The sequence below is a fragment of the Citrobacter sp. VF227 genome, from assembly GCF_052950715.1.
The window spans coordinates 109675-126248 of the sequence record NZ_JBRFVF010000010.1 but is presented as its reverse complement, the minus strand read 5'-3'; the positions used below and the strand labels follow the sequence as shown (position 1 = coordinate 126248).

The window sequence follows — 16574 nt, the reverse complement described above, 5'->3', positions numbered from 1 at the left end:
TTTTTACATCAACAGGGACGGGGATGGCAGAGAACGGACAGAAGGAAGCGGGAAATATGGGGCGTTTCTCCCACTCAGACAGGGGCGTACCGGGTATGGGACATCCGCAGTATGCGGGGATTGTGTCACCGTATCTGAAATGGGTCGGGGCCAAAACCCGGAGTATGCCGGCCCTGCTTGCCGCCCTGCCTTCACCGGAATACGTGGAGTGTCTGATTGAGTTGTATGATTAGTGCGATAGCTATTCCACGCGACGGAGTCATCATTCATCCATACGCAGATCTGAAAAACCGATTTGGCAATATCGATACCAACAACGCTGATCGTGTTCATGTGATGTTATTCCCGGATTAATGCAGTCAGTAAAAGTATGGCACTGACTTCTTAAGGAAAGGTGTCCGTCACATCACTACAATCCCCAATATTTTTCAGCAGATGCCAGCGGTCTGCCACCTGTCTTGTCTGAAGAGCATCTTTCCTGGTAAACATGGCATATATGTCACCGTACTCCCGTGTTCCACATTGTGACAAAGCACATTCATCTTTGTAGTCACTTCCTGTTTAGAATATTGAGCTCAAATTAAATAAAAATATTCTGAAAATAATTAAAAATCATCCCGGTTGTGATGCGTTTTCTTTACTTTTTATTACAGTTTGTGTTTTTTAATAAAAATTGATTGTTATTTGATTCTTCAGATATGAAAGGACTGGTTACCGGAGGCATTGGTGAAAAGCAGGGATGAAATCAGGATAATTTTAGTCGCGGGGATGATGCTGTTACCTGTGACCGACGTTTCAGCAACCCTCCTGTCGCCCGCCGATCGCAATATCATCCAGCAACAACAACAACAGTTACTGAATGAAAACCAGCGCCAGCGTGAGGATCTGGAGCGCAGCATCCCTCTTCCTGCGTCAGCCACACCTGCCATTCCTTCCGGAGCAGAAGGGCCCTGTTTTACAATTACCAGGATCGACATTGAGGGAGCAACGAAACTGTCGACCTCTGCGGCGAAAAAACTGACCGCGCCCTGGGTGAATCAGTGCCTGGATATTTCCCGCCTGAAGGCGCTGAGCAATGTCATTTCCGACTGGTATATCAGCCGGGGTTACATCACCAGTCGTGCCTTTTTAACCGAACAGGATCTCTCATCCGGGGTGCTGCACATTGCGGTACTTGAGGGGAAATTGCAGCAAATACGTCTGGAAGGCATCCCGGCGCGCACTCTGCAGATGACCTTTCCCGGCATGGAAGGAAAAATACTCAATCTGCGTGACATTGAACAGGGAATGGAGCAACTGAACCGGGTGCGCCAGACGCCGGTGGAAATTGAAATTTTGCCGGGAAATCAGCAGGGGTTCTCAATCGTTAATCTCACCGCCACGCCTGAATTTCCGCTCAATGGCTCAGTCAGTTTTGACAACAGTGGGCAAAAGAGCACCGGAACCGGGCAGCTCAGTGGGGCATTATTTTTCAATAACATGCTGGGCATGGCGGATAAATGGTTTATCAGTGGCGGACGCAGCAGCGATTTTTCCAGCAGCAAAGATGCGCAGAACTTTGCAGCTGGCGTGAGTATTCCTTATGGCTACGGACTGCTTGATTACAACTACAGCTGGAGTAACTACCTCAGCACGATTGATAACAATGGTTATGCCTGGCGTTCCACTGGTGATAGCGAAACCCATCGGTTGAACGGATCCTGGGTTTTGTTTCGCAATGGTGATGTCAGGACCGCCGCATCGCTGGGTCTCACGCATCGAATTAACCGTAACAGACTGAATGATGTCCTGCTGAAAACCAGTAGCCGCACGCTTTCCAGCGTTTCGACAGGCATCAACCATACGCAAAAAATTGCGTCCGGCGTGGCGACGCTTAACCCTTCATTCACCCAGGGCGTGCCATGGTTTGGCGCAGAGAATGACAACGATAAACACGGTGATGTGCCAAAGGCGGAGTTTCGCAAATGGAGCGTCAGCGGTAGTTTTCAGCGCCCGCTGGCGGAGAGACTGTGGTGGCTGAGCAGTCTCTATTTCCAGTGGTCGCCGGACCGGTTGTATGGCAGTGAACGTCTGACGCTGGGCGGAGAAACCTCTGTTCGCGGTTTTAAAGAACAATATATTTCCGGAGATAACGGCGGCTACTGGCGAAATGAAGTGAATTATTCGCTGTTTACGCTGCCGGTATTCGGGCAGGTTGGTGCGATGGTGGCATTCGACGGCGGCTGGCTTAAACAGGACCGCGTTGACAGGTATGCCTCCGGTACGTTGTGGGGGGCGGCGCTGGGATTAACCAGTTCAGGTCGCTGGTTCTCCAGTCAGTTTACTGCAGGAACGCCGGTTAACTATCCGGACTGGCTGGCCCCGGATCATCTCAATGTGTATTACCGTGTGACGGTGGCATTTTAAGGAACAAGTGTGATGAAAAAGGATCAGGTTCGATTTTCCCGGCGTTTGCTAAGTGGCCTGCTGAGTTTCATGCTGGCTACCCAACCCCTGCTCCCGGCGATGGCTGCCGCCATCACGCCTGAAGGCAATACGCAGATGGATAAAGCCGCCAATGGTGTTCCGGTGGTGAATATTGCCACACCGAACCAGGCCGGAATTTCACACAATAAATATAACGACTACAACGTGGGAAAAGAGGGGCTGATCCTCAACAATGCGACCGGGCAGTTTAACCAGACTCAGCTCGGCGGCATCATCCAGAACAACCCGAACCTGCAGCCAGGAAAGGAAGCTTCAGGCATCATCAACGAAGTGACCGGCGCCAATCGTTCGAAGCTCCAGGGCTATACCGAAGTCGCGGGTAAAGCCGCCAACGTCATGGTCGCCAACCCGTACGGGATTACCTGTAACGGCTGTGGTTTTATCAATACCCCGAATGCGACACTCACCACAGGTAAACCTGTCCTGGATGCCAGTGGTAACCTGCAGTCACTGGATGTGAGCAAGGGCAGCATTACCATCGAAGGTAAGGGACTGGATGGCAGTCAGAGTGATGCGGTGTCGATTATTGCCCGTGCCACGGAAATTAATGCTGCGCTGCACGCCAGGGATTTGACGGTTATCGCCGGGGCGAATCGCGTTGCGGCGAATGGCCAGGTGAGTCCGCTGAAGGGCGAAGGTGAAGCCCCGAAAATTGCGGTAGACACCGGCGCATTAGGCGGCATGTACGCTAATCGTATTCATCTGGTCTCCAGCGAGAAAGGGCTGGGGGTCAACCTCGGGGATCTGAATGCCCGTCTGGGTGATATCACCCTCAATGCTAACGGGAAATTAACGATTGGCAACAGTCTGGCAAGCGGTGCTCTTTCCGCCAGTGGCGAAGGTGTCACGTTGACCGGTAGCCATAAGACCGGAAGCGGGATAGCCATCAGCAGCACCGGGACGTTAGCGTTACAGGATGCAAATCTCTCCGGTGGTGCAGGTGTGCAACTGGTCAGCGATGGCAGGATGACGATCGAGGGCGGCGGGGTTGCTGCAGCTGGCGAGTTGCAGGTGGCGGCTAAACAGGATGCAGCCATTGTTGCATCCACGCTGGTTAGCCAGAAAAACACCTCACTGCGCAGTGACGGTTCGCTGACAGCCATCGACAGCAGCCTGACCAGTAAAGAAAAACTGGATGTCGCAGGCAATAACGGGCTGACGCTGACCCGTTCCACGCTGGGTAGTGATGCTGATGTCAGCCTTAACAGTCAGGGCGATCTGTCGTCTCAGGGGGGATTGATCTCTGCGGGTAACGGATTAACGCTGAAGGCACAGCGCATAGCACTGGATAACGCCAGCCGGGCCGATGCGAAAGGCGCATTAAGCCTGGCCGGTAGCGAAATGAACAACCAGGGACAGGTCAATTCGGGAGGTGCGTTGTCTCTTTCCGGTGACCACCTTGTTAATGGCGGTCAGCTGGCTTCAAATGGCAGTTTTGATGTCTTTGTCAGCAGCCTTAACAACACAGGCCTGATGCAGGGTAACCGCGTATCGGTCCACAGCGATTCGCTGGATAATACGGGGACACTGTCGAGCGGCGGCTGGCTTTCAGTACAGACGACAACGCTGAACCAGCAGGGCAGTCTGAGTGCGAAAAACGATGCGGATATCCGGGCGGATGCCACGCTGCGTAATAGTGGAACGTTGCTCTCTGATGGTACATTAACGGTGCAGGCCGCGTCAGTTGAACAACATGGCGTCCTCTCTGGCAACCAGGGGGTAACGGTCAATGCTGAAAACCTCACCGCCACGAAAGGTTCGCTGATTGCCGGGCAACGGGACATACGGTTAAACGCCACGCAAAATCTGAACCTGAACGGTCAGGTTAATGCCGCCGGTGCGCTTAACGTCGGCGCAAAGCAGTTGACTACTGGCAAAGACGGTCACTTGCAGAGCGGTCTGGACCTGGTGATGACCGGCAACAGCGTGACGCTGGATGGCGTACAGGCGGCAAAAGGTTCGCTGGACGTGAAGGCTGACAGGCTCAGTCATGGCGGAAAATCCACGGGTACGCGTGTGGACTTCAGTGCGCAGCAGTCCGCTGATAACCATGGTGAACTGCTGGCTGATACCCTGTCGCTCAGCGCAACGACGCTGACCCATAGCGGTAGCGCCAGCGCTCAACGTATCTCGATTATGGCACCTGAATGGTTCACCAGCAGCGGCTCTCTGATTGCCGATACGTTAACTCTTCAGAGTCAGCATGTTGTGAACAGCGGTCTGATGCAGGGCAACACCGCGCTGAATCTGCATACTGACAGGCTGGAAAACCTCAGCGACGGCTCGCTCTACAGCAAAGCTTCCCTGGTCCTGGATATACCGTATCTGACCAACCAGGGGCTGATGACCACCGACGGCTCTCTGTTCCTGAGCGGCAACCAGTTGGTTAACAGTGGCGAAATTAACGGCGTTAATCTGCAAAGTGATTATGCGACGGTAAAAAACGACGCCGAGGGGCGCCTGCTGGCGGACGCGTCATTATCAGTTAACGGACAGCAGACAGATAACCTCGGACTCATGGCCGCCGATACGCTCGCGCTGAACAGTCAGGACGTGCATAACGGCGGTAATGTGCTGTCAGTAGGTGAGTTAAGTCTGAAGAATCAGACCATCCGTAACACCGGTCTGCTGCAGGGCGGTACGCTGAATCTGGACGCAAATACGTGGCAAAACAGCGGTAATGCACTGGGTGAAACGGGAGTAACGGCAACAGTACACGATGCGTTCACTAACCAGGGTAATGTACTCAGTCAACAAGGTATGACCGTGCATGCCGCCAGCGTGAATAACAGCGGAATGCTGGCGGCGAAGGTGCTGGCATTACACGGCGATCTCAGCAACAGTGGGATCCTGCAGGGGGATCAGACGCTCGCCTGGGATGGCAATCACTTCACTAACCTTGCGGGTGGGCAGGTGGTCAGCGGCGAGGATTTGCAGCTCAACGGAACGGGTTTCGAAAACGATGGCCAACTGGAGGGCCGTACGGCGGCGATCAAGCTGGATAGCCTGCGCAATGGTGGCAGCGTTCAGGCTCTGGACAGCCTGAGCATTAAGGCCAACGGGCGACTGGATAACCAGGGAACGCTGCGCAGTCTCAACCTGTTCGGGCTGGCTGCGGCGCAGTTGTTTAATGACAACATGATTGCAGCAAAATCCCTGAGTATTTCCGCGCCTGAGCTTATGAATAATGGCATTGTGCAGGGTAATTCAGCGCTACAACTCACCACCCGCAATCTGTTCAATGGTCAGCAGGGGCAACTGGTCAGCGGCGCGGGGCTGGATTTAGGCCTCGACACGCTGGAAAATCACGGTCTGCTGCTGACGAATACCGGCTTCACGCTGCGCGGCAGCACATTAATTAACGCAGGTGATATTCAGGCCGATTCCCTGAACCTGACGCTGACAGATTCGGTTGAAAACCAGGGGAGCCTGGTAGCAAAACAGGGGGCGTCGATGAATACTGCATCCCTGGATAACCGTGGTACGCTGGCGTCGAAAAGTATCACTCTGGATGGAAAATCAATCCGTAACAGCGGTCTGGTACAGGGTAACGAAAGTACCTCGGTTTCAGCGAATACCTTCACCACGGATGCCACAGGTAAATGGCTGGCCGGTAATGCGCTGCTGGTGCATGCCGGTGCGATGGAAAACGCCGGCGTACTGCAGGGCGATACCCTGACATTCACTGCCGACTCGCTGAATAACAGCGGTGTGCTTAACGGCTTGCACGGCCTGGAAGGCAAGCTGGCCGGGCGGCTTACCAACCCCGGAGACATTCAAAGTGGCGGCGCGCTGACGCTTACAGCTGATGGTATCAACAGCGCCGGGCGTATTGCCGGTGACAGGCTGACGCTTGCCGCTTCGACTTTAGACAATACAGGCCTGTGGCAGGGGACGAACGGGCTTGCACTGTCTGGCGATATGCTCACAACGGGCATAACGTCCCGTACGCTGAGCGGCGGCGCGTTGACCTTCGATGCCGGCAATATCACGACGCAGGGAACCCTGCAGGGACAGCAACTCACGCTGACCGCTGATGACTGGCTGCATAAAGGATCGCTGATAAGCCTCGGTAATCTGACGGCTGATGTCAACAACAGCCTTACCACGTCAGGCGAAGTGATGAGTCATGGCGGAATGTCACTGACTGCGCAGCAGCTTGATAACAGCGGAAAACTGCTCAGCGAAAGCGACGTCACGCTCGACGGCGCACAGCTTAATAACAGCGGCACGGTGCAGGGAAATACCCTGACTCTGCAGCAAAACCGGATCCACAATCAGGGCACGCTGACTGGTCTGCAAAGCCTGACGCTGGAGGCTCGTCAGCATCTGATGGCGCGCATGGCGATGGCGTCACCGCAACAGGAATTGATTAATGCAGCAGGTGGTTCACTGCTGACGCAGGGGGCGCTGAAACTCACATCTGGCGAAGTGACGAATAACGGCGTATGGCAAGGGCAGTCTGTTTTGCTCAATGCGCAAACGCTGATAAACAATGGGGCAATACAAAGCGCCGATGCGCTGCAACTTACGCTCGCAAGTAACCTGACTTCTGCGGCTGGCAGCAAAATTACCACCCTGGGTAACGCGATGCTACAGGCGCTTTCTCTGACTAACGCCGGGCAATGGACGGCAAAAAATCTTACGCTGAAGGGGACAACCCTTGATAACAGCGCGGCGATTAGCGGCGTAAATGCACTCACGCTTGCCATGAACGGCGCGGTCAGGCAGCAGAAAGCGGGCAGTATGCTGAGCGGGGGCGCCCTGGAGCTGACTGCCGCATCCGTCTCTAATGAGGGTAAAATTCAGGGGGCGACGCTGGGCATGACGTCCGGCGCACTGACCAACAGCGGACGACTGCAGGGGGATAATGGCGCAACGCTGTCGCTGAGCGGTGACCTGATAAATCAGGCTTCCGGGGAGATTGTCAGCCGCCAAAGGCTGACGCTTTCTACGCCAGTACTGTCCAACTACGGTTTAATGCAGGGCGGTGGAGAGACTCATCTTAACGCCACAACCCGTGCGCTCAATGACGGCAAACTGCTTTCCGGCGCGGGAATGACGCTGACCACGGCGCAGTATTCCGGCTCAGGCTGGTTACAGGCAACAAACCTCATTATGAATGCGGCAACGGCCACCAATGGCGGTAACTGGCTGGCCGACAGCGCCACGCTTACGGGTAACAATTTTTCCAACCAGGGGACCACGCAGGCCGGTCAACTGGCGGTCAATTATGCGCAACTGACGAATAACGGTACGCTGTTGGGGAATTCTCAACTGCAGGTTAATGCCAGCCAGGTGAATCAGACTGTGTCAGGGAAACTGTTCAGCGGCGGTGATTTGTCTGTTGAAAGTCACGGGCTGGATGCGCCGGGCCAGGTCGTGGCGCTGGGTAATCTGACGCTGAAACTGGTAAATGCGTTTACCGCACAAGGCGCTTTTGCTGCGGGTAAAACGCTGACCATTGCCAGCGATGGCGCTATCGACAACCGTGGCGTGCTTCAGGGGCAGTCGCTCAACCTGACGGCAGGTGGACAGCTCAGCAATAACGGGCAAATCACCACCGGCAACGGTGCCAGTTATCTGAGCGGTGACAGCGTGGCGCTCAATTCTGCCGGCACGTTACAGGGCGGTGGGGATATTACGCTGACCAGTCGCGGTAATATTTCGGTCGACGGTTTCACCGGAACGCGGGGCTCTCTGACGCTCAGTGCGCCGGGCACCATTGTCAATACGGCACTGTTGTACGCGGCAAATAATCTGGCGCTTTATGCCAGCACTATTACCAACCAGCGCGGCGATATCCTCGCGGGCAACAATCTGTGGATGCAGCGTGATGCGGCGGGCAATGCCAGCAGCGAAGTGGTCAACACCTCCGGCAATATCGAAACGCAGAACGGTGATATCACCATCAACACCGGGCATCTGCTGAACCAGCGGGATGGTCTGGTGGTAAGTAATGGCAAAACAGAAGATCTGACGCAACAGTATGCCTGGCTGAACGAGAGTTTTGCAGATATTCCTCTTTCTGAACTGAAACTTGGAACTGACTATGGCTACATTGTTAGCCGATCCTGCAGTGGTGGAGGGAGTCCAGGGCACGGTGCGAGTCCTGATTGTTACAATATAGCTGTTCCTGAGGCGATGAAAAACAGTCCGGCGAAGGAAATTGCAATCTCACGTTCTACCCTTTCTGTTTCTGCCAGCGGTGGGGCAGGACGCATCAGTTCATCCCGTGGAATGGTCATTCGGGCGGGGCATCTGGAAAATAATGCCAGTACACTGCTGGCCGGCGGGGATATGCACCTTTCGGGTACAACCCTGCAAAATCAGTCCTGGACAGATGGTACAGTTACCCGTTATCGGACGTATATCGCTGACCAACAAGGTAATAATGGGGAAACTCCTGCCGTATCAGTAAAAGCTGATAGCTATCGAAATACACCAATTCATTACATCGCACAAGGGAACGACCGGGAAGAAGCTTCGGGTGCGACGATTTATCGCTCAGTGATCCAGTTGGGCGGAAAAGTTCAGGCAGTTTTTTCACAGGATGTTAGCAATACCAGTACCACGCCCAATACGGGCGGAGTGATAAATACCATCGTTACCCCAACCCTCAACACCCTCAGCAATCAGACCATCAGTGATGGCGTGAAAAAGCAGGCGCTGGCAGGCAATGATACGGTGAGCGTCAGTTCCCCACAGTGGAACGATCGACTGCATGACGCATTGCAGCAGATTAACGGCGGAGGCGCGCTGGAAAGCGGCGGCGTGTCAGACGTCACGCTCAGTTCCGTTTCAACAACGCAGAAAGGTAACGCCAGCCTCGGCCAGCTCAATGGCCTGATTAACCCAGGCGATAAGGGCGTGAATACCAGCGGGCAAAATCAGGGCAAAACGGTGGATACCAGCGCGTATCCGGTACCTTCCGGAAAGAATGGTTATTTCGTCGTCTCCGACGATCCGAAAAGTCCGTACCTGATCAACGTTAACCCGAAGCTGAACGGTCTTGGTCAACTCGATCCCAGCCTGTTCAGTGATTTGAATGCGATGCTGGGTATCAAACCTGGCGAAGCGCCACGTGAAACCAATATTGCTTATACAGATCAAAACCAGTTCCTCGGATCGGCCTATATCCTCGATCGTCTCAAACTGAACCCGGAATATGACTACCGCTTCCTCGGTGATGCGGCGTTTGATACCCGCTATGTCAGTAACGCCATGCTGAACCAGACGGGAAGTCGATATATCAACGGTATTGGTTCTGACCTTGATCAGATGCGTTATCTGATGGACAGCGCTGCCAGTACCCGGCAGTCGCTGGGACTGAAATTTGGGGTGGCGCTGACGGCCGATCAAATCGCGTCCCTTGAGCACAGCATGCTGTGGTGGGAAGCCGCGACCGTCAACGGTGAAACGGTAATGATACCGAAACTGTATCTCTCGCCGAAAGATATCACTGTGAACAACGGTAGCGTCATTGCCGGGAATAATGTTCAGATTACCAGCGGGAATATCACCAACTCCGGCAGTACGTTGTTGGCGAGAAACGATCTCACTCTCGACAGTCAGAACAGTGTTAACAACCTTAACAATGGTCTGATGCAGGCCGGGGGTAACCTTGACCTGAGCGCGATGGGTGATATCAATAACGTCAGCTCAGTCATCAGCGGAAAAACGGTGGCGCTGGAAAGCCTGGGCGGCAACATCAATAACCTGACGCTGGCGGAACAGATGGATGTGAGTGCCAGGGACAAATACCGCAATGTAAGCTTTAAAGACACGCTGCTGGGGTCTGTGGCATCCATTACCGCGCAGGACGGATTGTCGCTCTCGGCGGGTAAAGATATCACCATTACTGGCGGGAATCTTTCTGCAGGTGGTTCATTGCTGATGGATGCGTGGGGAGATATTGCGGTAAATGCCAACCAGATTAACGATGCCCGGAGCCACTCCGGACGGTGGATAACGGAGACAGGGCGTTCGTCAGTGGACTGGCAGGGGAGCACCATCAGCGCGGGCGGAAATCTGCTGATGACGGCAGACAATAATCTGAATGTCACCGCATCGTCTGTCTCAGCCGGGAACAGTGCCCTGCTCTCTGCGGGTAATGACCTGAACCTGAACGCGGCTCGTGAAGGTGAAACCCACCGTAACGGTGGTGCTGAGAACCACGAAAGCCATGCGGCGGTCTCCACGGTGACCGCCGGAGATAACCTCACCCTCGCCGCCGGGCGTGATGTGAACAGCCAGGCCGCCGGTCTCGCGGCAGAAAACGATGTGACCCTCGAAGCAGGGCGCGATGTGAACCTGATGGCAGAGTCTGCCATTACGGGGGACAGCAGCCGGTCCAGGAAAAAAACGGTGATTAATGAGTCCGTTCGTCAACAGGGAACGGAAATCCTCAGTGGTGGTGATACCGTGATTACCGCCGGGCGGGATATCTCATCGGTGGCCTCATCCGTGATCACAACCGGCGACATTGCGCTGAACGCAGGACGTGACGTCACACTGACGACGGCCACGGAAAGCGATTATCACTACGAAGAGACGAAGAAGAAAAGCGGTAGTTTTCTCAGTAAGAAGACCACCCACACTATCACCGAGGACAGTGCCACCCGTGAGGCCGGCTCCCTGCTTTCAGGAAACAGCGTCACGGTAAACGCCGGTAACAACCTTATGGTGAAAGGCTCGGATGTGGTAGCTGACAGTGATGTGGCGCTCAGTGCGGGTAATAATGTGGATATATCCGCCGCCACCAACACCGACACCTCATGGCGTTTTAAGGAAGTGAAGAAATCCGGCCTGATGGGGACCGGGGGTATCGGCGTTTCCATCGGCTCCAGTAAGACCACGCACGACCGCCGTGAAGCCGGTACGACCCAGAGCCAGAGTGCCAGCACTATTGGCTCCACTGCCGGCAATGTCAGTATCACCGCGGGCAACCAGGCGCATATCAGCGGCTCGGATGTGATTGCTAACCGGGATATCAGCATTACCGGGGACAGCGTGGTGATTGACCCGGGTCACGACCGCCGCACCGTGAACGAAAAGTTTGAGCAGAAATCCACGGGTATCACCCTTGCACTGTCAGGTGTTGTGGGTAGTGCCCTGAACCAGGCGGTGTCAGCTGCTCAGGATGCGAAAGACAGCAGCGACAGCCGTCTGAGTGCACTGAAAGGTACTCAGGCTGTTCTCTCCGGGGTTCAGGCTGGGATGAATCGGGAACAACAGCAACAAAGTGCCGAACCGAATAATGGTATTGGCGTAAGTCTCTCGCTTACCCACCAGCAATCAAAATCCGAGACAAAATATGAGCACGATATGGTCTCAGGATCGAATATTAATGCAGGCCGCGATGTTTCTGTTACTGCAACAGGTAAACACCCGGATGGCAGCAACAGCGGTGATATCGTTATTGGCGGGAGTCAGATAAAGGCGGGTGACAACCTTACGCTGGATGCACAGAATGATATCCTGCTGGCCGCAGCCGCTAATACGCAGCAGACCACCGGGAAAAACAGCAGTAGCGGTGGAGGTGTGGGCATCAGTTTTGGTGGGGGCTCAAATGGCGGCGGTCTGAGTATCTTTGCTAATGTGAATGCTTCAAAAGGCAGTGAGAAAGGCAATGGCACCACCTGGACCGAAACCACGCTGGATGCAGGTAAAAATGTGTCCATCACCAGCGGACGAGACACTACCCTGAATGGAGCACAGGTTAGCGGGGAGAAAGTGACTGCGGATGTTGGTAACAATCTGACCATCAGCAGCCTGCAGGACAGTGACCGTTACGACAGCAGGCAGAACAGTGGGGCCGCAGGCGGCAGCTTTACCTTTGGTGGTGGCGGTGGAAGCGGCTATATCAGCATCAGCCAGGACAAAATCAAAAGTAATTACGACTCGGTTCAGGAGCAGAGCGGGATTTACGCCGGGAAAGGCGGTTTTGATGTCACCGTGGGGAAACACACGCAGCTTGACGGGGCGGTGATTGCGTCCACGGCAACGGATGACAAAAACAGGCTGGATACCGGGACGCTGGGCTGGACGGATATCCACAACGAAGCGGACTACAAAACCAGCCATACCGGTATCAGTGTCTCCGGTGGCTCAGGGATGACAGCCAGCCAGATAGTGACCGGAAACGTGATGGCTAATGCGGCGAATGGAGTGACGGGAATGTCCGGCAGCAAGGGACATGCGGAAGGTACCACGTCGTCTGCTGTCAGCGGCGGCAGTATCGTCATCCGGGATAAGGAAAACCAGAAGCCGGATGTGGCTGGCCTCAGCCGGGCCCCGGACAACGCAAACGGCAGCATTGCGCCGATATTTGACAAGGAGAAGGAGCAGAAGCGCCTGCAGGAAGCACAGGTTATCAGCCAGATTAGTGGTCAGATGAGCAATATCGTCATGACGTATGGCGAAACCGAAGCGATGAAGGCTGCCAGAAAAGAACATCCGGGAATGAGCGATGCACAGCTACGTGATACCCCGGAATACAAAGGCGTCATGAAGGGCTACGGTACGGGCAGTATGCCGCAGATGGTGGTACAGGCCATCACGGGCGTACTGGGCGGACTGAATGCGGATAACTTTGGACAGGCCCTGGCGGGTGGACTCAATCCGGCAGTGGCTCAGCTTATCAAAAATGCCACCGGCGATAACAAAGAAACCAACCTGATGGCGCATGCTGTCTGGGGCGCACTGGCAGCTCAGCTTGGCGGGAACAATGCAGCAGCAGGGGCAGCTGGCGCCTTCAGTGGTGAACTTGCTGCCCGCTACATCATCGACAATTATTACGGTGGGAAGACAGACAACCTGAGCGAGCAGGAGCGTCAGCAAATCAGTATGCTGGCAACCATTGCATCGGGTATCGCCGGTGGTCTGGCGGGCAACAGCACCGCAGCAGCAGGTACGGGGGCGCAGGCGGGCAAGAACGCGGTTGAGAATAACTCACTGGCCGGAGACCAGGCTCGTGACACAATGAAACAGGCCGCTGAATCCCTGAAAAATCAGGTCAGGGATTCGCTGGGTGAAGGTACAACTTCTGCCATCGCTAACGGCATTATTAATGCTCTTGCTGATAGCGGTGATGCGGCATTAGGTTCGGCGGACTATGTTGCTGATACGGCAATGGCGCTGGCCTCATGTGCAATCGGGGACAGTTACTGCACTAAAGCGCTGAATGATCTGTCAGGTAAGAATCAGGCAGTGGCGGATAGCGTTGCCGCCCTGATGAAGAGTGAAACCTGGATCGGTATTGCTGATATGGCGAAAAAAGCCAATCAGGGTGATCAGCTTGCTCTTGAAGGTATGGGGGGACTTATGGCAGGTCTCATTATACCGGGCAAAAAAATTCCAAATGCTGGAACTGCAATCATCTCTGATAGTGTCGCTTTCAGTACCAAACAGTTAGATAAGAAATTTAAACATGCTTCTGATTTTGGCGTGGTAACCACCAAGAAAAATGGTGATACCATTATTGAATATCAGACTGCTATCAAATCACATTTAGATAATAAAACGACTTATGAACATGGGACGTATTTATTAGTTCCAGAGTCGAAAGTGTTCTTCAACCCACAAACCAACAATGTGGTTGTAATTGATAAAGCAGGTAATTTTGTTAGTGGATGGAAACTTGATCCCCAAACAAAACAATATGAGAACTTCATAAATAACGGGACCTTAAGATGAGTCAGTCGCTTAAATGTTATATTGATAGCTTTATTGCTAAGGATATATCGGCTAACTGCTTTGCAGATAGCTATATGACAAAATGGAAATCTGAGCGTGATAATGGTCTGCTTGGAAAGGATGATGACAATTTAAGTGAATTATTATCCAGCGTTTTTTGTCTGGCTGATATGTATAATCCAGATGATGACCGTGAAGAATACGAATTTAGTGATGAACAATTATGGGATGAAGTAAATAAATTGCTGATTAATTACATAAGATAGTGAAAGATCCCGGCCTCAGTGTCGGGATCTTTTTGCCAGACCTTACCCAAAATGCCCGTTCCCGCGCCTGTACACCGGCAGATCGCCGGTGTCATTCATCAGCTCACGTTCCTCTCCGACAAAACCCGGACCCGGCGCGACCATATGAAGTACCTGACGCTGATACAGTCGATAGCGCTGCTGCACCAGTACCAGCGGGAGGTGAAACGGGCGGCGCACCGGGGAAAAGTCATTGAGTATATCGAGGTGGAGCGGTCTGATATCGCATTAGCCAATAAGCTGGCCCATGAGGTGCTGGGCCGCACGCTGGACGAGATGCCGCCGCAGACACGGAAGCTGCTGTTGCTGATACAGTCGATGGTGAATGACATGGCGCAGCGGCAGAACTGCCAGCCCTGCGAGGTGCGCTTCACACGGCGGGATATCCGGGCATACAGCAACTGGAGCGACAGCCAGCTAAAGAACCACTGCCTGCGGCTCAGTGAAATGGAATACCTGCTGCTGCACGGCGGGAGCCGGGGCCATCTGCTGCACTATGAGCTGCTGTGGGACGGTTCCGGCGAGGGAGAGGCGCACCTGTGCGGGCTGCTTGACGTGGATGCAGTCACGGGCGATGAACGCAAGTCTGACCTGGAGGATAGCAAGTCGGCCTCAGGTCTGGCACAAGTCGGGGCTAAGTCTGATACAGAAAACAGGCCTCAAAGCCAGACAGGACAAGGGGTTGAAGGTGCGCAAGTCTGCCCTGACGAAAATGCAGTAATCAGGGGCAAAAATAAACGTGCTGCCGCCGCCGTCCCGAAAGGTAAAGGTAAAACGACACAGGAGGTGGCGCATGGCTATCCGCAGGGGCGAAGCGGCGCGACTGGAGACGTACAGCGTGGACGTGAGCCGCCGCACCGTCACCATCGTGCAGGGCAAGGGCAAACAGGACCGGGTGGTGCCAGTGGGTGTGCGGGCCTTGTGGTGGATACAGCACTATATTCAGCAGGTGAGGCCTCAGCTGCTGGTTAATCCGCACTGTAGGGCGCTGTTCCTTGCGCTGGACGGTGTGGAAGGACTGGGGCCGAACGGTATCACCAACGCGGTGGGGGCGTATATCAAAGCGTCCGGGATAGCTAAATGGGGAAGCGGCCACCTGTTCCGCCATGCGATGGCCACGCAGATGCTGGAGAACGGCGCGGACCTGCGCTGGATACAGGCGATGCTGGGGCACCGCAGCGTCGAGTCTACGCAAATCTACACGCAGGTGAGCATCCGGGCGCTGGCGGCGGTTCATGCGAGCACGCATCCGGCGGAGCAGCAGGAGACGGACAGTGAAGAGGTCGGGTTGCTGGCCGACCTGAGCGCGGACGATACGCCAGAGCTGCCGGAGAGTCCCAAAAGTTAGCTCGTTCCTCTGTGAGTCCGCAGGGGTCCGTGCAGGCAACAGGCGCGCATCCCTGCGCACCTCTTGCCCCCTGCCTTCAGCGTGTGCGGGGGTAAATGCCCGGAAGCCGGCGGTGGCCACGGTGCCACATGGCAGCCCGGCGTGGCCGGCATCCGTTCATTCAACATAATGTGAGGGTATTATGCGCAGTCACCCCGGTCAGGCGCGAAGGCCGCCCCGCCCACGGGCGCGCGGGGCGTCTTCGCATAATATGCATTATGTCTTGCGCCCCCGCAGGTGAGTCCGCAGCCCGCAGCAGCGCACAGCTCACTGGCGTTCGCTCTGCTGTCGGCAGCGTCACGCCACCTCAGCTCCGCAGGTCGCCGCGTCCCTGCGGCTCCCGGTGCCGTTCTGCGGCAGCGGTGCAACCATCAGCAAACCCCACAGGGGCAGTCGGCCTGCGGCCTCCGCTTAAAGGGCGTTACCTCGCCCCCGCCCCAACCCTGCTGCATCTGGCTGCGTCGGCTCGCACTGCGTTGCTCGTTCCCGCCTCGCCAGTCTCCGCCCCGTGCGGCCCCCGCCGGGGGCCTCCCTGCTAACACCTGTGCATGCGAACCCTGCCGGTTCGCGCTCCGGCCAACCCGCGCCAGCCCCACAGGCAAGCTGTGTGGCCGTCACGGGTTCGCGATAACCCCGGTTCAGGCAGGGAAAGGCGGTTAACAAAAACGGTAATGGCAGCGGCTGACGCCGCTGCTATG

Annotated in this window: 4 protein-coding genes and 2 pseudogenes; all 6 read left to right on the top strand. The window is 55.0% G+C overall.

Annotated elements, in window-relative coordinates; genetic code table 11:
* On the top strand, positions 1-233 hold a 233-nt coding region (locus ACU8YC_RS21775), incomplete at its 5' end, for a hypothetical protein (RefSeq protein WP_446895737.1).
* A 535-nt stretch (positions 234-768) separates the two neighbouring features.
* Positions 769-2406 (top strand): ShlB/FhaC/HecB family hemolysin secretion/activation protein, encoded by a 1638-nt coding sequence (locus tag ACU8YC_RS21770; protein ID WP_446895738.1) that lies wholly within the window; start codon positions 769-771, stop codon positions 2404-2406.
* A 12-nt stretch (positions 2407-2418) separates the two neighbouring features.
* Positions 2419-14184: a hemagglutinin repeat-containing protein gene (locus tag ACU8YC_RS21765; protein ID WP_446895736.1), complete on the top strand. Its 11766-nt coding sequence runs from the start codon at positions 2419-2421 to the stop codon at positions 14182-14184.
* Entirely contained in the window at positions 14181-14450 is a 270-nt protein-coding gene (locus ACU8YC_RS21760) for a colicin immunity domain-containing protein (RefSeq protein WP_446895735.1), read from the top strand. The genes ACU8YC_RS21765 and ACU8YC_RS21760 overlap by 4 nt, the downstream gene beginning before the upstream one ends.
* Before the next feature lie 96 nt (positions 14451-14546).
* Positions 14547-15290 (top strand): annotated as a pseudogene (locus ACU8YC_RS21755) (DNA primase); the annotation flags it as partial.
* Positions 15277-15837 (top strand): annotated as a pseudogene (locus tag ACU8YC_RS21750) (tyrosine-type recombinase/integrase); the annotation flags it as partial. The pseudogenes ACU8YC_RS21755 and ACU8YC_RS21750, both read left to right, overlap by 14 nt.
* Positions 15838-16574 lie beyond the last annotated feature (737 nt).